Annotated in this window: 17 protein-coding genes; 16 read left to right on the forward strand and 1 reads right to left on the reverse strand. The window is 36.5% G+C overall.

Features of this window, described 5'->3' with window-relative positions; translation table 11 throughout:
• Positions 1–5: 5 nt before the first annotated feature.
• From HF969_RS03425 to HF969_RS03435, 3 genes are read left to right on the forward strand one after another with little or no spacing between them, the layout of a single operon-like run.
• Positions 6–923 carry an ABC transporter substrate-binding protein gene (locus tag HF969_RS03425; protein ID WP_090289372.1) on the forward strand — a complete coding sequence of 306 codons (918 nt, stop codon included), beginning with the start codon at positions 6–8 and terminating at the stop codon, positions 921–923.
• Complete coding sequence (locus HF969_RS03430) at positions 910–1,968, forward strand: FecCD family ABC transporter permease (RefSeq protein ID WP_210727875.1); 1,059 nt, start codon at positions 910–912, stop codon at positions 1,966–1,968. Before HF969_RS03425 ends, HF969_RS03430 begins: the two co-directional genes overlap by 14 nt.
• Positions 1,955–2,707, forward strand: coding sequence for an ABC transporter ATP-binding protein (locus HF969_RS03435; protein WP_090289373.1), 753 nt, complete (start codon positions 1,955–1,957; stop codon positions 2,705–2,707). The genes HF969_RS03430 and HF969_RS03435 overlap by 14 nt, the downstream gene beginning before the upstream one ends.
• A 119-nt stretch (positions 2,708–2,826) precedes the next feature.
• Here the strand turns inward: HF969_RS03435 and HF969_RS03440 are convergent, their stop codons facing one another.
• Entirely contained in the window at positions 2,827–3,663 is an 837-nt protein-coding gene (locus tag HF969_RS03440; RefSeq protein ID WP_090289374.1) for a pyruvate, water dikinase regulatory protein, read from the reverse strand.
• A gap of 62 nt (positions 3,664–3,725) precedes the next feature.
• Here HF969_RS03440 and HF969_RS03445 point away from each other — a divergent pair, with 62 nt between their 5' ends.
• From HF969_RS03445 to rnz, 13 genes are all read left to right on the forward strand, one after another.
• Positions 3,726–4,214, forward strand: coding sequence for a Fur family transcriptional regulator (locus HF969_RS03445; protein WP_090289375.1), 489 nt, complete (start codon positions 3,726–3,728; stop codon positions 4,212–4,214).
• Between the two features lie 130 nt (positions 4,215–4,344).
• Positions 4,345–4,518, forward strand: coding sequence for a 30S ribosomal protein S21 (gene rpsU / locus HF969_RS03450; protein WP_066126806.1), 174 nt, complete (start codon positions 4,345–4,347; stop codon positions 4,516–4,518).
• Between the two features lie 194 nt (positions 4,519–4,712).
• Complete coding sequence (locus HF969_RS03455; RefSeq protein ID WP_090289414.1) at positions 4,713–5,726, forward strand: PhoH family protein; 1,014 nt, start codon at positions 4,713–4,715, stop codon at positions 5,724–5,726.
• Positions 5,698–7,920 carry an HD family phosphohydrolase gene (locus HF969_RS03460; RefSeq protein ID WP_090289376.1) on the forward strand — a complete coding sequence of 741 codons (2,223 nt, stop codon included), beginning with the start codon at positions 5,698–5,700 and terminating at the stop codon, positions 7,918–7,920. The genes HF969_RS03455 and HF969_RS03460 overlap by 29 nt, the downstream gene beginning before the upstream one ends.
• A gap of 10 nt (positions 7,921–7,930) precedes the next feature.
• Positions 7,931–8,413 (forward strand): rRNA maturation RNase YbeY, encoded by a 483-nt coding sequence (gene ybeY, locus HF969_RS03465; protein ID WP_090289377.1) that lies wholly within the window; start codon positions 7,931–7,933, stop codon positions 8,411–8,413.
• Positions 8,397–8,774 carry a diacylglycerol kinase gene (locus tag HF969_RS03470; protein WP_090289415.1) on the forward strand — a complete coding sequence of 126 codons (378 nt, stop codon included), beginning with the start codon at positions 8,397–8,399 and terminating at the stop codon, positions 8,772–8,774. Before ybeY ends, HF969_RS03470 begins: the two co-directional genes overlap by 17 nt.
• A gap of 35 nt (positions 8,775–8,809) precedes the next feature.
• On the forward strand, positions 8,810–9,712 hold the full coding sequence (gene era / locus HF969_RS03475; protein ID WP_090289378.1) for a GTPase Era: 903 nt from the start codon (positions 8,810–8,812) through the stop codon (positions 9,710–9,712).
• 14 nt (positions 9,713–9,726) lie between these two features.
• Positions 9,727–10,506: a DNA repair protein RecO gene (gene recO, locus HF969_RS03480; protein ID WP_090289379.1), complete on the forward strand. Its 780-nt coding sequence runs from the start codon at positions 9,727–9,729 to the stop codon at positions 10,504–10,506.
• 236 nt (positions 10,507–10,742) lie between these two features.
• Positions 10,743–11,630, forward strand: coding sequence for a glycine--tRNA ligase subunit alpha (gene glyQ / locus HF969_RS03485; RefSeq protein WP_090289380.1), 888 nt, complete (start codon positions 10,743–10,745; stop codon positions 11,628–11,630).
• A gap of 10 nt (positions 11,631–11,640) precedes the next feature.
• Positions 11,641–13,692 (forward strand): glycine--tRNA ligase subunit beta, encoded by a 2,052-nt coding sequence (gene glyS, locus HF969_RS03490; RefSeq protein ID WP_090289381.1) that lies wholly within the window; start codon positions 11,641–11,643, stop codon positions 13,690–13,692.
• Between the two features lie 19 nt (positions 13,693–13,711).
• Positions 13,712–15,016: a GTPase ObgE gene (obgE, locus tag HF969_RS03495; RefSeq protein ID WP_090289382.1), complete on the forward strand. Its 1,305-nt coding sequence runs from the start codon at positions 13,712–13,714 to the stop codon at positions 15,014–15,016.
• Positions 15,017–15,027: 11 nt separating this feature from the next.
• Complete coding sequence (locus HF969_RS03500; RefSeq protein ID WP_090289383.1) at positions 15,028–16,872, forward strand: acyltransferase family protein; 1,845 nt, start codon at positions 15,028–15,030, stop codon at positions 16,870–16,872.
• 25 nt (positions 16,873–16,897) lie between these two features.
• Positions 16,898–17,827, forward strand: coding sequence for a ribonuclease Z (gene rnz / locus HF969_RS03505; protein WP_090289384.1), 930 nt, complete (start codon positions 16,898–16,900; stop codon positions 17,825–17,827).
• Positions 17,828–17,842: the final 15 nt, after the last annotated feature.

The raw sequence follows: 17,842 nt of genomic DNA on the forward strand, positions 1-17,842 counted from the left end.
TTTGAATGAAAAAAAATATCACACTTGTCATGATGGTTGTATTAACTCTCTTTACAGGTCATGTTGCATCAGCGGAAGAAATGACTGGTTTAAAATTAACCGATATGGTGGGACGAGAAGTTGTGCTAGAAGATGGGCCAGCTGAAGAAATTGTCACGCTTATGCCTGCGGATGCAGAAATTCTTTTTAAACTAGGAGCTGGCGATACAATTGTGGGTCGTGGGACCTATGTTGATTATCCAGCGGATGATGTGGAAGACATACCGGCAATTGCGACAGGTGAGACACTTAATATTGAAGAAATTATTGCCCTTGATCCCCAAGTGGTAGTGATGTCGACCATGTCTTTAACAGAAGATCAAATAGCAGGAATTGAAGAAGCGGGGATTCCTGTGCTTGTTACCGATGCTAAGACCATTGAAGGTGTTTATGATGCGATTGACTTATTAGGGCAAGTCGTTGGAAAAGAAAAAGAAGCAAAGCAATTAATTGAAGAAATGGAAGCTGTTTTTAAAGAATATGAAGAAAAAGCAGCCGATCACGATGATTCGTCAAGTGTCTATTATGAGGTATCACCACTTGAATTTGGTTTATGGACAGCAGGATCCGAAACTTTCATGGATGAAATAGGTCACATGCTCAACTTGGAAAATATTTTTGCAGACCAACAATCATTTGTTGAAGTTTCAGAAGAACAAGTTTTGCTAGCGGATCCGCAAGTTATCATCACTACTTCGATGCCAATAGATGAAAAAGCACCTTCACCAGAGGAAGAAATTATGCAACGTGCAGAATGGAAGGGTCTTTCAGCTGTTAAGGAAGAAAAGGTTTTTGCAGTAGATAATTCAGCTTTCACAAGACCTGGACCGCGCTTAATGGATGCTGTAAGAGAATTATATGAACTAGTATATGGTCAAGAGTAAACTAAAACGCCTCCCACATGTTCAAAAAGGTGAGATTTTAAAGATAGTTGCCATGCTAGGGATTACGCTTTTATGTTTAATCCTATCTTTAATGATTGGAAGTGTTAAGATTTCCTTTGACGATCTTCTTCATGTCTTACAAAATCAATTTATAGAACCTTCTCCAATTTTACCAGATCAAAAAGCAACAATTTTATTAGCAGTTCGACTTCCTAGATTAATATGTGCCTTTTTAATAGGGATTGCTTTGTCAATAAGCGGAATGACTATGCAGAGTTTGCTGATGAATCCTTTGGCTGATGGTTCGACTCTAGGAGTATCTGCTGGAGCAAGTTTGGGAGCCGGTATTGCAATTGTTATTGGGATTCCTTCCTTTTTTCAAAGGCAAGGAGTCTTTTTCATGGCCGTTATTTTTGCTTTTGGGTCGTTAGTTTTAATTTTATCTTTTTCTTATTATTTAGATCGTCAATTAAAGAATATAACTGTGATCTTAACGGGGATTGTCTTTACAATGTTAGTTTCATCATTAATGAATATTTTGATTATAGTGAGTAGGGAAAAATTACCTTCTTTAGTTTTCTGGACCATGGGTTCATTAGCTGGGACAAGATATTCCGACGTATGGATACTACTTGGAACAGTAGTTTTGGTTGGTGGATATATTGTGACTAAGTGGCAAGAGTTGAATGCTTTTTCGATGGGTGATAATATCGCTCGAAACATAGGCATTAATACAGTCTCGCTTCGGTTAAAATTATTTATTGCAACTTCTATTTTAATTGGGATAGCTGTTTCAATTGGAGGAGCAATACCTTTTGTTGGCTTAATTACTCCCCATATTAGTCGATTAATCGTAGGTTCTAATCACCGAAGACTACTGCCTTGGACGATATTCATTGGTGGCAACTTCTTATTATTGACCGATCTTTTAGCACGTACAATTGCTTCACCACTAGAAATTCCTATCGGAGCCATCACTTCATTGTTAGGTAGTTGTATATTTATTTTGATTTTTGCGAGGGGGAAAGGCCGTGCTAGAAGTTAATCACTTAAAGGTTGAACTTGATCATCATGTAATCCTTCAAAATATCAATTTTTCCGTCGCAGCAGGAGAATGGTTAATGATTTGCGGACCAAACGGATCGGGGAAAACTTCCTTAATTAAAGCCTTATCTGGCCAAAATTCATACACAGGTAACATCTTCATAGATGGCAAAAATCATCGGTTTCTGAAACCTGACCAAAGGGCTACTATTTTTGGTGTTCTTGAACAACATCCTGGTTCCAATTTTGATTTTACTGTTCAAGAACTCGTTCGGATGGGTAGATATCCTCATCTTAAGGGATGGCTAAAAAAGTGGACGGCAGCAGATCAAACTTCGCTCGAACAAGTATTATATGAAACCTATTTATGGGACAAACGTGATCAATCGATCCAAAACTTATCAGGCGGAGAACGCCAACGTGTCTATTTAGCTCAACTTTTTTTACAAGATCCTAAGATTTTAATACTTGATGAACCAAGTAATCATTTAGATCTTAATTATGAACAGGATTTATTTCAAAGATTGAGGGAATGGTTAAAAGAATCAGACCGCTCAATCATAACTGTTATGCATGATTTAAGTCTTGCTAAACAGTATGGCAATCAAGCTTTGCTCCTAAAAGAGGGTCAACAAATAGCATTTGGGGAAGTTACTTCCTGTTTATCAGCCGAAAATTTATATGCAAGTTACCAAATGGATGTTTCTAGATATTTAAGAGATAAATACCAACAATGGTAATTAAGAAGACACCCTCAAACCTTTAACACATTATGGCGTTTGAGAGAGTCTTATTGTTATTTGAGAGAGTCTTATTGTTATTTGAGAGAGTCTTATTGTTATTTGAGAGAGTCTTAATGTTATAAGTTATCATCAATATTCGAAAAGTTAAGTAGTTCGATGATAATATGAGCGGTTTCCTCTATGGATCGGTCAGCTACATTAATGACCGGACAATTTAATTTGCGATAGACCTGGTCTGCATAATTCAACTCTTCAACAATTCGATCTTCTGAAGCATAGGTTGCATTTTTTGATAGGCCAAATTCTAACATTCTACTTTGGCGAAACTTTTGAATAACATTCAAGTCATTGGTTAATCCAATGATTTTATTGGGATCGATTTCAAAAATAATTTCTGGCAATTCGTTTTCGGGTATAAGAGGAAGATTTGCTACCCGATACCCCATTGTAGCTAGGTACATTGAAAGGGGTGTTTTTGAGGTGCGTGAAACGCCTAAGAGGATGATATCTGCTTCCATAAATTTTTTTGGATCTTTCCCATCATCGTATTTCATCGCAAATTCCATAGCATTAATACGTTCAAAGTACTCATCATTTAATTCGTGTTGGGCACCAACTGTCTGACTTGGCTTTTTTCCTGTAAGTTGTGAAATAACTTGAGTGAAGGGTTGTGAAAGGTTAAAAAAATGGAGCTCATTCTTAGTGCAAAATTTTTCTACCAGATTCACTTGATCATTTTTAGTTAGGGTCAAAAAGACCAATGCTTGATAATTTTTAGCTTCTTCTAAAACTTCTTGAAGACGCGACTCGGTTGAAACAAAGGCATATTTGTGTAATAATATATGAACATCTGGGAACTGATAGGCAACTGCTTTGGCAACTTTTAAAGCCGTTTCACCAATCGAATCAGATATTATAAAGAAGTGAAGTTTTGACTGATTATTTTGATCCATAAGTGCCCTCCAATCGTTGAATTACATTAAGTTTACCATATCTTAAGGAAGAGGTGACAGTTTTGAAGGAAGTTATATTAAATGATGGTCAATTATCCCCTGAAGCTGAAGAATTAGTTAATGAAGGTTTAAAAGTTCTAAAAAATACAGGATTTAAAATTACCAAGAAAAGACGCGAAATTCTCTCGCTTTTTGCTGAAAATCAACAATACTTATCGGCTTTAGCAATTCATAAGGCTCTAGAAGCTAAATACCCAACCATGTCCTATAATACCACTTATCGTAATCTTTATGACTTTGTAGAAGTGGGAATCCTTGAGACAACTGAATACCAACAAGAACAATTATTTAGATACAATTGTCATTTATCCCACGATTCAAGTCATCACCATCATCATCATTTCATTTGTACTAATTGTGGCAAAACAATTTTGCTAGATGCCTGTCCCATGCAACAAGTTACGACTGATCTTTCAGGAGTAGAAATTCAGAGTCACCGCTTCGAAGTGTTTGGATTATGTGCCGAATGCAAAAACGAAATTGAAACTTAGAATGCTTAATGAATTAAAAAATTCTTTCTTCTTGAAAAGCTTAAGATTCATGCTATAATATAGGGAGGACTTTGTTTAGATTATTAATTCTAAGGAAAGGTTACTATAAGCTCGGGGGGAGGGGAACCATATGTCAAAAACAGTAGTTCGTGATAACGAATCATTGGATGACGCTCTTCGTCGCTTTAAGCGTAACGTTTCTAAAACCGGTACTTTGAGAGAGGCTCGTAAGCGTGAATTTTACGAAAAGCCAAGTGTTCGACGTAAAAAGAAATCAGAAGCAGCTCGTAAACGCAAGTTTTAAGCGTGTCGCCTAAGCAACAGTATAGAATAAAATATTCTGTTTTAAAAAAGAATCAGATTTTCTGATTCTTTTTTATTTTTGTGAGAAAGAAATACGAATAAGAATGAATATATCAGTCTTTTATTCCATTTTTTAGTGATTTTATGGTAATCTTAACTTAGTTTAATAATAAAGGAGACGACTATTTGAATAAAATTAAAAAATGCTCAAAACAGGTCACCGTCACAAACACTGACTGGTTAATCTCATTGTTAGGTAACCATGATAAATACATTCGAATGATTGAGGACAGCTTTGCTGTTGAAATAACTAACCGTGGTGAATTGATCACGATTAATGGCGAGAGTGAGGAAACTGTCGAATCCGTTCGTCAAATACTTTTAAATCTAATTCAGCTATTAGAAAGACGGATAACTCCTCGGTCAATGGATGTTATGACTGCAATTAAAATGGCTAAAAGTGATAGATTAGACTATTTTATTAATCTTTATGAAGAAATAGTTGGTCGATCAGCCGATGGAACCGCTATACGTGCTAAAAATTTTGGACAGTTACAATACGTTCGAGCCGTTAATCGTCAAGATGTTGTATTTGGCATGGGACCAGCAGGGACTGGTAAGACTTATCTAGCAGTTTTGATGGCTGTTCAGGCGATGCGTGAAGGAAAAGTTAAAAAAATTATTTTAACTCGTCCAGCAGTTGAGGCAGGCGAAAATCTGGGTTTCTTACCAGGTGATTTGAAAGAAAAGGTAGATCCTTACCTACGACCTATCTATGATGCCTTATATAATATCTATGGCACAGAGCAAACAAATCGTTTAATGGAAAGGGGTATCATTGAAATTGCCCCGTTGGCATATATGAGAGGTCGGACTTTAGATGACGCTTTCGTCATTTTAGACGAAGCACAAAATACAACGATCGCTCAAATGAAAATGTTTCTAACACGTTTAGGCTTCGGCTCAAAAATGATTATTAATGGAGATCAATCACAGATTGATTTACCTAAGGGTGTCAAGTCGGGCTTAATAGATGCATACAATAAATTAAGACACGTCAAACGAATTGAATTTGTATCTTTTGACGAATTTGATGTGGTTCGACATCCGGTAGTTGCGGATATTATAAGAGCATATAGCAAAGATCCAATGATTGAAAACCCTCCAAGGAGAGAAGAAAATGAATCGTCGACTACAGTTAATTCATGAGCGTTTAGGCAAGCTGTATATACCGCTGGTGGCCTTAATCACATCAGTTTGTATCTTTTTAATTGGTTATCAACACGTAAAACCAGAAGTTTATCATTTTAAATTGAATCAAGTAGCAGAGGAAACGATCTTGGCTCCTGTAACAATGGAGGATGTTGAACAAACTAAGATCAATCAACAAAGAGCTAAGGACGCCATTAATGATATTTATTTATACCAAGAAGACATTCGAACACAAGAAATGACACGTATTGAACAATTTTTTGGTTTTGTACGTGAAGTCCGTAATGGGCAATTTTCACTTGAGTCTGTAAATGAAGCAATCGCTTCAATTACACAGCAAAAAAAATTGGATGAGGGTCTAATTAAAAAAATTAATGAACTTCCCAAAAAGAAAACGGATTTTGAACAATTAACAGAAGACCAACAAAAAACAGTTATTCAAACGCTACTTTTATTAGCAGATGAGAATGTTGTCAAACTTTTTGAGCAATTATCCAACCTTTCAATTGACCAAGTCTTTAACATTAGTCCGGTAGAATTATCAGAGTTGCAGTCTAACTTAACCGACTTTGTATCTAAAAGTTTGGCACAAGAGTTAGGTCCAGACCAAATTGATAAGGAACTTGACAAATATCGCTTGCAAATTTCTTCATCTGAAATGTCTGACGTTGCTCAACAAACAACTTTAAATTTCTTGAATTCTTTGATCAAGCCGACCATGATTTATTCCGAATCGGAAACGAACCGCTTAAAAGAAGAAGCAGCCTCAAAGGTTCAAACTTCCTACATCCTCCAAGGACAAGTGATTGTTCAAGAAGGACATATTATTAACCAGAATAATATGCGGCAACTAGAGTTGTTCGGATATTTAGATGCTTCAACAAAGCAGTATTTGAAGCCAATCTTTATTTTATTGATCTTCGTTCATGCTTTTCTTTTTATCTATCTTTTTTCAAATGGCCTTACTTGGAAAGAATTAAGTCGATTGAATATGGAAGCTACAGCCTATGTGCTTGTTGTTTTGGGAACACTTATTATGGCAAAATTAGGTCATTTTATCCAACGCGCTGGTCTAGAATACGCCATGTTACTCGTTCCCTTAATGATTTCACCAGGTTATTTAAAAGAGAAATCGTCATATAAAATTACTTTGCTGGCCAGCTTATTCATTAATATTTTTGCTATCTTTTTAGTGAGCGACCAGGATAATCAAACAGTCGTTACATTCATTTGCTTGTTTTATCTGTTCTCAACTATTATTTCGGTTTTATTGACCACTTTTACAAGGCTTCAAGTGATGAAAGTCGAGAAAAGAGTGGCTTTAAATAGTCTGTGGCAATTTATGATAGCCTTGCCCTTAATGGCTGTATTAAATATTCCTATTTTTTCTAGGCAAGGATTTGTCATTTTAATGATGACGATTGCTGCTAATTTACTAGGTCTTCTCTTAATTGCGGTCTTCGAACCTTATTGGGAACAATTATTATCAAGTCGTTCCGCTATGACCATGAATCAATTAGCCAATCTCAATCATCCCTTATTGAAACTTTTGATCGAAAAAGCACCTGGTACTTATCATCATTCTATTATGGTGGCCAACTTAGCTGCTAATGCTGTTGAAGCTATTGGAGGGGACTCATTAACAACCAGAGTAGCATCTTACTATCATGACGTAGGTAAGACAGTCCATCCTTTGTTCTTTGTAGAAAACTTATCAGGTGGAATAGAATCTCCCCATCAAATGGTTGGTCCTGATGAATCTGCAAAAATTATTATTGATCATGTTGCGCAAGGAGTAAAATTGTTAGAAGAGTATCGAATGCCTCAATCAGTGATTGATCTTTGTCGCGAACATCACGGGACCACAATGACAAGTTACTTTTACCATCAGGCAAAAGAGCAAAAATTGAATATAAGTCAAGAGGCTTTTCGTTATCCTGGTCCTATTCCACAATCCAAAGAATCAGCGATTGTTATGATTGCAGACTCGCTGGAAGCAGCATCTCGCGCGATGAAAGAACACACTCAAAAGGGAATAGAAGAGCTGTTAGATTCTATTATTGCTGGTAAAATAAATGATGGACAGTTTGCGGATTGTGGTCTAACCGTTGATGAATTAAAAACAGTAAGAAAATCACTAATTTTAGGGATTGCTAGTATGTATCATACACGGGTTGAATATCCTAAATAAGGAGCGAAAAATGGAGATTGAATTAATTGATGAAGGTCAGGTATTAACTGACAAACAAAAAACAATTATGACAGAACTTATTAAAAAAGCAGGAGCGAAAATAGGCGCCCCTGTTCACGCTGAGTTAGATGTAACGATTGTAGATAACCAAACAATTAGAGAATTGAATCGTGAATATCGCCATATGGATCGAGCAACGGATGTCTTATCCTTTGCTTTATTAGAAGGCGAAGAACCCATTGACTGGACGAGTATTGTGTCTGAAGAAGACCAGGAGCTGATAAATCTTCACTTAGGTGATATCATCATCTCAATTGAACGAGCGCTTGAACAAGCAAAAGAATATAATCATTCCTTAGAACGAGAATTAGGTTTTTTGGTAGTTCATGGCTTTTTACATTTAAATGGTTATGACCATCAAACAAGCGAAAGTGAACGTGAGATGTTTGCTATTCAAGAAGAGGTGCTGAGTGAATATGGACTCACAAGATAATCCATTTAAAAATTCAAATTTTGGTCAATCGTTGAGATGTGCCAGTCAAGGACTTTTTCAAGCAATAAAGAGTGAAAGAAATTTGAAGATTCACCTACTATTAGCTGTGATTGCGAGTGGTTTAGCCTTACAATTCGGTTTTAAAACAATAGAATGGGCGATTTTAATAGTAACTATTGGGATTGTTATTTTTTCAGAGTTGATTAATACATCAATAGAGGCTGTGATCGATTTGATTGTGAAAGACCAATGGCATCCATTGGCTAAGAAGGCAAAAGACATTGCTGCAGCTGCGGTTTTAGTAACTGCTATTGTTTCAATGCTGATAGGAGCTTTACTCTTTCTACCCTATCTATTTTAAAGTGATAATCAACATAGAACACTAAAGGAGTATCAATGAAAAAGAATTTTAAATCAGGATTTGTTGCCATTCTTGGTCGCCCCAATGTGGGGAAATCGACCTTACTCAATCAAATTATTGGCCAGAAAATAGCTATTATGTCCGATAAAGCTCAAACGACACGGAATAAAATTCAAGGGGTATATACACGCGATAATGCACAAATTATCTTTATTGATACCCCAGGCATTCATAAGCCCAAACATGCCTTGGGCGACTTTATGATGAAAACCGCTTATTCTTCGTTGAGTGGTGTAGATGCGGTGATCATGGTGGTAAATGCTACTGAAAAGTTAGGTCCCGGTGATTTATTCATCATCGAAAGATTAAAGGAAATTCAACAACCAGTATATCTCGTGATTAACAAAGTAGATTTAATTGAAAAGAATCAATTATTTGAAATCATTACTAAGTATCAAGAAGCCTTTGATTTTGATCAAATTATCCCATTATCTGCATTAACAGGGGATAACGTTGACGCCTTATTAGAACAACTGATCCAGATGATGCCAGAAGGACCTCAATATTACCCGGCAGACCAAGTGATGGATCACCCAGAGTATTTCTTGGTAGCGGAATTAATTCGCGAGAAGATACTAATGTTGACTCGAGAAGAAATTCCCCATTCCGTAGCCGTGCAAGTACAGTCAATGCAAAAAAACGAAAATGATAAAGTTGAAGTATTAGCCACAATCATTGTAGAGCGTAAAAGCCAAAAAGGTATTATAATAGGAGCTCAAGGATCAATGATCAAAAAAATCGGTCACTTGGCGCGTCGTGATATAGAAAAACTCTTAGCCACTAAGGTCTATTTAGATTTATGGGTAAAAGTTCAAAAAGATTGGCGCGATCGACCCTCAAATTTAAATGACTTGGGCTATCAAAGTGATAATTATTAATAAGGAGTGGAAGAATGAACGAAAAATTTACAGGAATTGTTTTGTTTATTCGACCGCACCGCGAAAAAGATAGTTTAGTCAAAATTTTTACCCATGAATATGGTACAAAAATGTTTTTCGTTAGAGGTTTACAATCACTCAATCATCCTTTAAAGAAACATCTAATTCCATTAACTGAGCATGAATATTTAGGCACCATTCATCAACAAGGACTGTCATTTTTGAAGGAAGGGCACACTTTGAACGTATTCAAGTCGATTCAATCAGATCCCTTTAAGCAGGCTCATGCAGCTTATCTTAGCCAACTGATTGATGCCAGTATTGAAGACAATTGTGCCGATCAAGAACTTTTTCAAATATTTAAACAAAGTTTAGCGATAGTCGATCAGCGTGAAGATGCTCGGCCTATTCAATTACTTCTTCAATTGAAATTGTTACAACGGTTTGGAGTCCAATTAAATTGGGAAAATTGCCTTGTTTGTGGGTCGAGTGAAGGGATTATGGACTTTTCAATGGCTCACCAAGGCGTTCTCTGTCAAAAACACTTAGAAGTTGATCCTAATCGAATGCATCTGAGCCAAAAACAAATTAAAATACTCCAATTATTTAGTCACCTAAATTTGAGTCAACTTGGCCATGTTGATATATCAGATAATACTTATCGAAGGATCAATGAAGTCATTTTTGAAATTTACCATGAATTAGTCGGTATTAAATTAAAAGGAGAATCTTATTTAAATCAGTTATATAAAGTGGCAGATCAATTAATGCCTTCAAAAGTTAAAGGATCCTAATTGACAAAGGCGGGGATAATTAGTAGAATTTGTACAAGCCAAAGCAATAGTAAATAAGATAGTAAAGCGACTCTAGGAAGGTGTGAGCTAGGGCAAATCGAATGGTACTTTGGATTTACAAATGAATCTTAAGAGTGCTAGTTTATCTAGAATTAGGGTGGAACCGCGAAATTACTTCGTCCCTATGACCTCGGATGGGGTCATAGGGGTTTTTATTTTAAGAAAGAGGTGTCGAAATGGCAGTTGAATCCTTACAGGATATGATTTTAACTTTACAAAATTTTTGGTCGAAAAAAGGGTGTCTCATCCTTCAATCGTATGATACTGAAAAAGGAGCAGGAACCATGAGCCCTTATACTTTTTTAAGAGCTAATGGACCAGAACCTTGGAATGCAGCTTATGTCGAACCATCAAGAAGACCAGCTGATGGACGTTATGGAGAAAACCCTAACCGTTTATACCAACATCATCAATTCCAAGTGGTTATGAAACCATCACCTTTAGCCATTCAAGAATATTACTTAGATTCTTTGATTGAATTAGGAATTGACCCCTTAGAACATGATATTCGTTTTGTTGAAGACAATTGGGAAAACCCTTCCCTAGGTTGTGCGGGATTAGGTTGGGAAGTTTGGATTGATGGAATGGAAGTAACCCAATTTACTTATTTTCAACAAGTAGGAGGACTTAAATGCGATCCCGTCATGTCGGAAATTACTTATGGTTTGGAACGTTTGGCTATGTATATTTTTGATGTCGAAAATGTTTATGATCTGGAATGGACGAAAGGCGTTAAATATGGTGAAATATTTTATCAGCAAGAATATGAACAGTCTAAATATTCATTTGAATTAGCGGATCCTGATTTACTAATGAGTCAGTACGAGGCGTTCGAGAAGGAAGCTCAGCGCTTATTAGGGGAGCACTTAGTTCATCCCGCTTATGATTATATCTTAAAAACCAGTCATACCTTTAACCTAATGGATGCTAGAGGGATGATTTCTGCATCCGACCGACCTGCTTATTTAGGCCGCATTCGTAAATTAGCAAGGGGAGTAGCAAAATCGTTTGTTGAAGAGCGTGAAAAGCTTGGATTTCCTTTGTTAAAGCATGATAAAGACTAGGAGGATGGCTATGAAAGATTATTTATTAGAAATAGGAATGGAAGAAATTCCCGCAAGATTTTTATTGAAATTGCGCGACCAACTCGCTCAAAAAACGGCAGCATTTCTTGAAGAAGAGAGAATTACTTTTAATTCAATCGAAACATTTGCAACACCTAGAAGACTTGCCTTGAGAGTCGAGGGATTGGCTGATCAGCAGACCGCTTTAGAAGAAGAAGTCAGAGGACCTTCTGTAAAAGTAGGACGGGATGCAGAGGGCAATTTAACTAAAGCGGCACTCGGCTTTTTGAAGGGGCAAACTGGTGTAGAATCAGATTTATTTGTTAAAAATGTTAAAGGAACAGATTATTTCTTTATAAACAAGGTAGCTGAGCAAAAGACACTTGAAGAAGTTTTGAGAGGAGTTCCTTCTGTTTTAGCTAATATGCACTTTCCTGTTACTATGCGTTGGTCAGACCTTAATTTGGAATATATTCGTCCGATTCATTGGATCCTTTCTCTTTTAGAAGATCGAGTCATAGAATTTGAATTTGCTGGAATTGAAGCCAATAATTATTCAAAAGGACATCGCTTCTTATCTAATAATGCTAAAATTGTGCTTAATCACTGTCAGGACTATGAAAAAGAGCTTGAAAAAAGATATGTGATACCAAATTTTGAGAAGCGACAAGCTCTTATTTATCAACAAATTCAAAGCATTGAACAAGAAAAAGGGTGGCTCATACCTGAAAATGATGAATTACTTGAGGAAGTTACAGCCATTGTTGAATGGCCAACTGCTTTTCATGGAAGTTTTGAAGAAAAGTACTTAGAAATTCCGCAAGAAATGGTTATCACCGCTATGCGTGATCATCAGCGGTATTTTTACGCCCTTGATCCATCTACTAAGCGATTATTACCTTATTTTATTTCTGTCCGCAATGGTAATAATAGCCATCTTGATCAAGTAATTAAGGGAAATCAAAAAGTACTGAGAGCTAGATTAGCAGATGGGTTGTTTTTCTATGAAGAAGATTTGAAGTCAACTTTAGAAGAAAACTTAAGTAAATTGGCTAATTTGAAAGAACATTTTAAATTAGGAACTTATAGTGAAAAACAAGAGCGGGTTAAACAGATACTTGAACAACTGATGAACCGTATAAATTTATCGAACGAAGACCAAAGAACGAGCATACGTGCCAGTGAGATCTATAAATTTGATTTAGTCACTCAGGCTGTTAATGAATTTGCTGAACTGCAAGGTATAATTGGTGGGATTTATGCGAAACATTATGGTGAAGACACTAGTGTAGCAAATGCTATTTCTCAACAATATCTACCTACTTCAGCGGGAGGAGACTTGCCTAGTGAACCAGCTGCGGCGGCTCTATCCCTTGCAGATAAATTAGACACACTCATTGCTTATTTTAAAGCGGGTATCATTCCTACAGGTTCAAATGATCCGTACGCTCTCCGAAGACAGGCAATGGGATTAATTGATATTCTTTTGGATCAATCTTGGAGTTTGGATTTACAATCTTTACTTGAAGAATTAACGAGTGATCAAAGGGATCATTCAAACGATTATTTAAATGATCTTATTCAGTTTATACAAGCACGAATTCAAGTGAGATTGGATAATGAAGCGATTGATTATGATATTATCCAAGCAGCCCTCGCTCAAAAAGGTCTCAATCCTGTAAAAATCAAAGAATCAGCTAAACACATGCAGACTTTGAAAAACAATAAAGCGGAAGATTTTTCTAAATTAATTGAAAACTTATCACGTGTTGTTAATTTAGGTGAAAAAGTAAGTGAACAAGTGATTATTTCAGAAGAGTTAGCAGAAAGTGAATTAGAAAAAGACTTAATCAAACGTATCCAAACTATGGAAACAAGACATGAAACTTCAGATCAAATGGAAAGTCTTGAGGCTATTAGTCCAATAATTGCTTCCTATTTAGAATCACATATGGTGAATTCTGATCAAGAGGCGTTGCGTTATAATCGCTATCAGATGATGTATCAATTAACAGAAATAATTCTCAGTCTCATGGATCCAAGAAAAGTGGTCCATAAATAAGAGCAAAGGAGCGAGTGTAATGTCTACCTTTTTAGATCGTGCAAAAGTTAAAGTTATTGCTGGTAAAGGTGGCGACGGAATGGTCGCTTTCCTGAGAGAAAAATACCGTCCAGATGGAGGACCAGCTGGCGGGGATGGAGGTCGAGGAGGAGATGTTATTTTCCGTGTTGATGAAGGCCTTCGCACCTTAATGGATTTTCGTTATAATCGACAATTTAAAGCCAAAAATGGTGAAAATGGTATGAGCAAGAGTAAATATGGAGCAAGTGCGGAAGACTTGTATGTTAAAGTGCCTCCAGGAACCTCTGTTTTTGAGGAATCGACGGGAAGATTAATTGCTGATTTAGTAGATCATGGTCAAGAAGTAATTGTGGCAAAAGGAGGCCGTGGCGGACGGGGTAATATTCGTTTTGCTACCCACAAAAACCCTGCACCTTCCATTGCTGAAAATGGTGAACCAGGTGAAGCGTTAGAACTACAGTTAGAACTTAAGGTTCTAGCGGATGTCGGTTTAATTGGTTACCCGAGTGTGGGTAAGTCAACTTTACTTTCGATCATTTCCAATGCCAAACCCAAGGTAGCTGACTATCAATTTACAACTTTAGTTCCCAATCTGGGGGTAGTGAAAATAGATGATGGTCAAGAATTTGTAGTAGCCGATATGCCTGGCTTAATTGAAGGAGCATCGGAAGGTGTAGGTTTAGGTATCGATTTCTTGCGTCATATTGAAAGAACTAAAATTTTAATCCATATGGTTGATATGGCTGCTGTTCATGAAAGAGATCCGTTTGAGGATTTTCTTTCAATTATGCAAGAATTAGCCAACTATCATCCGCGTTTATTAGAAAGACCTATGTTAATAGTGGCCAATAAAATGGACTTAGATGAAGCTAAAGAAAATTTGCCAGCATTTAGTCAAAAAATAACCGACTATTACAAAGAATTGGGATTGTCTGTACCCGTTATTCATCAAATTTCTGCTTGGCAAGCAAAGGGTATCGATGCATTGATGAAAGCGACAGCTGAATTAGTTGCGACCAGTGTATTTATTCCTATAGAAGAAAAAGAAAGTGAACATAAAAATTATACGATGGAAGAGACACCTGCTTTTACAGTACGTAAAATTGAAGAAGGGTATTGGGAACTAGAAGGTGAGAAGATTGTTAAGCTTTATAAAATGACTAATACGGCTCATGATGAAAGTTTACAACGTTTCGCCCGCCAATTGCGTTCAATGGGTGTAGATCAAGCCCTTAGAGAAGCTGGAGCTAAAGACGGTGATACAGTCTACTTAGATAATTATCAGTTTGAGTTTGTTGATTAGGTGGTGAGCATATGCAAAGTAAAGTTAAACAAGGTCGAATTCCAATTTTTGATGGCCTAAAAGGGATAGCAATTCTTACCATTATTGCTTATTATTTCTTTGAACATATTGTCCCTGGTGGCTTTCTTGCAGTAAATTTATTTCTATTTATAGCTGGCTTCTTTAACTTTAGACATTTTTACATAAGGGATTTACAAGGAAGGAAAGAAAGCTTTTGGCAATTTTTTAAAATTCGTTTTGAAAGACTTTTTTTCCCGACACTTTCAGTGGTCTTAACGACTTCTACTTATATTTTGTTGTTTAATCGAGAGATGTTATCTAACATTCGTTGGATGGGGCTAAGTTCTTTAGCTTTCCTTAATAATTATTATCAAATCTTTAATCAACAATCTTATTTTGTTCAAGCGGCTAACCCTAGTCCTTTTACACATTTATGGTATGTTTCTTTATATGGTCAATTAGTAATTTTGACACCAATTTTAATATTTTTGCTTTATAGTTGGCACAAGAAACCGCAAGTGACAATTAGAATGTTACTGATCATTTCTGCCTTATCTGCGTTTTTAATGGGTTATCTTTATAAAGACAATCAAGATCCTACAAGGATTTATTATGATCTTTTAACGCGTTTATCTGCTTTCACGTTGGGTGGTTCATTAGGGATGGCCATGCCAGTCAATTTATCTCCTAAAAAGATTACACAGAAAAAGACTATGACGATGAACCTCATTGGCTTAATAGCTGTCATAATCGCTTTCTTTATGATTAAATATATGTTTGGAACAAAGCCCTTTGCTTATCGCTTTGGGTTAACATTGTTTTCTATAATTTCTGGATTGATTGTTGTTTCAAGTATGCATCCTTCAACGATTTGGAACAAGCTCTTTCGTTTTAAACCCTTTACGTGGCTAGGCCAGCGTTCATTTTCATATTACCTTTGGTATTATCCTGTTTATCTCTTGATGCCAGAAAATATTAGCTACTTAAACCGATCTCCTTGGTTAAATTACTGCTTTCAATTTCTGTTAATCATGATATTAGCAGAAATTACATATCAATTATTTGAGAAAAGGAAAATTAGTCTACCAATAGGACAGGATTTTAATTGGCGTAAAATGAAGCACCAATTTGATTATTTACGATCTCATCCTCATTCTTTAAAAGGGGTTAAATTCATTACTGGATGGTATATATTCAACGTAATAATGGGAGGAATTGCCTTGGCAATATCATCACCAGCTAAAGGAGTAGAATCAAGTAAAGAGATTCAAACAATAATTGAGAATAATCTAGAAATTGCTGATAAATCAAAGGAAAGTGAAGAAAAACAGGTTATTGTGAATAATATAGAAGGATTGGATCAAGGCGTTTTGCTATTTGCCAACGGATTAGATATCACCTTTATTGGTGACTCCACTTTAGCAGCAGCTACAGAACGTTTAAGAGAAGTTTTCCCTAAAGCGATTTTTGATCCCAAAGTTGGTCGACAACTCTATGAATCATACGATACAGTCTATGCTTTGAACCAATCGGGCAGCTTAAAACCTACTGTTGTTACTATGTTGGGATCAAATGGTACTTTTACAACAGGACAGATTAATGACTATATTAATGCAGTTGGTTTAGACCGCGATCAATATTATGTGAATGTTATAGTTGATCGAATTTGGACCGATGATGCTAACCGTCAATTGGTTAAGGCTGCTCAAAATTTTGGGAATGTTAGAATTATTGACTGGGCAAGTTATGCTCGCGGACATACGGAATGGTTTGCAGAAGATGGGGTTCACTTAAATGACCAAGGGTCATTAGAACTAGCCAAATTTATTGCAAAGGAGATATACCGTCAGCGATAGTCATAGAAAAGAGGTTGATGGCAAAATGAAATTACACTTTTTAGGTACAGGAGCTGGTATTCCATCCAGACAAAGAAACGTTTCTTCGCTTGCCTTAAAACTACTCGATGAATTGAATGAAGTCTGGCTTTTTGACTGTGGCGAAGCCACTCAGCATCAAATCCTAGAAACAACCATTCGCCCTCGGAAAATCAATAAAATTTTTATAACACATTTGCACGGAGATCATATTTTTGGTTTGCCAGGTCTGCTAAGTTCAAGGTCTTTTCAAGGTGGCGTCGATTGTCTAGAAATTTATGGTCCCCAAGGGATCAGAGATTATATTCAAGGGGCTCTTAAACATTCAAAATCAAAACTATCCTACCCTTTAAAAATTAACGAATTAGCTGATCAAGGCGGTGAGTTAACATTTGACAACGGGTGGCAAGTTAAGTATCTTCCCTTAGATCATGGGATTCTCTCATTTGGATTTCGAATCGAAGAGCCGGATTTACCTGGTCAACTTTTAGTTGAAGACTTAGCTAAATTCAACATACCGAGTGGCCCTATATTTGGTCAATTAAAGCGGGGAGAGCGGGTTCAATTAGAAGATGGTACTTGGTTGGATGGACAAGATTTTCTTGCTCCTGATCGACCGGGAAGAGTGGTAACGATTTTAGGAGATACTCGTTTTTGTCAAAATAGTAAACGCTTGGCAAAGCATGCTAATGCCTTGGTGCATGAAGCAACGCATGAAGCTTCAGAAGGTAAAATGGCACGTGCCTATTTCCACTCGACCACTCATCAAGCTGCACAAGTAGCCAAAGATAGTCAAGCTAAGGTGCTCTATCTCAACCATATTTCAGCTCGATACCTTGGTAAAGCTCTTTACCAATTAGAAAAAGAAGCTGCTTCTATTTTTGAAAAGAGTCATCTTGTGAATGATTTTGATGAATTTGAAATTCCGCTTAATTAAAAGGATGTATAAGAG

This window comes from Facklamia miroungae, from assembly GCF_012396555.1.
Lineage (GTDB): Bacteria > Bacillota > Bacilli > Lactobacillales > Aerococcaceae > Facklamia > Facklamia miroungae.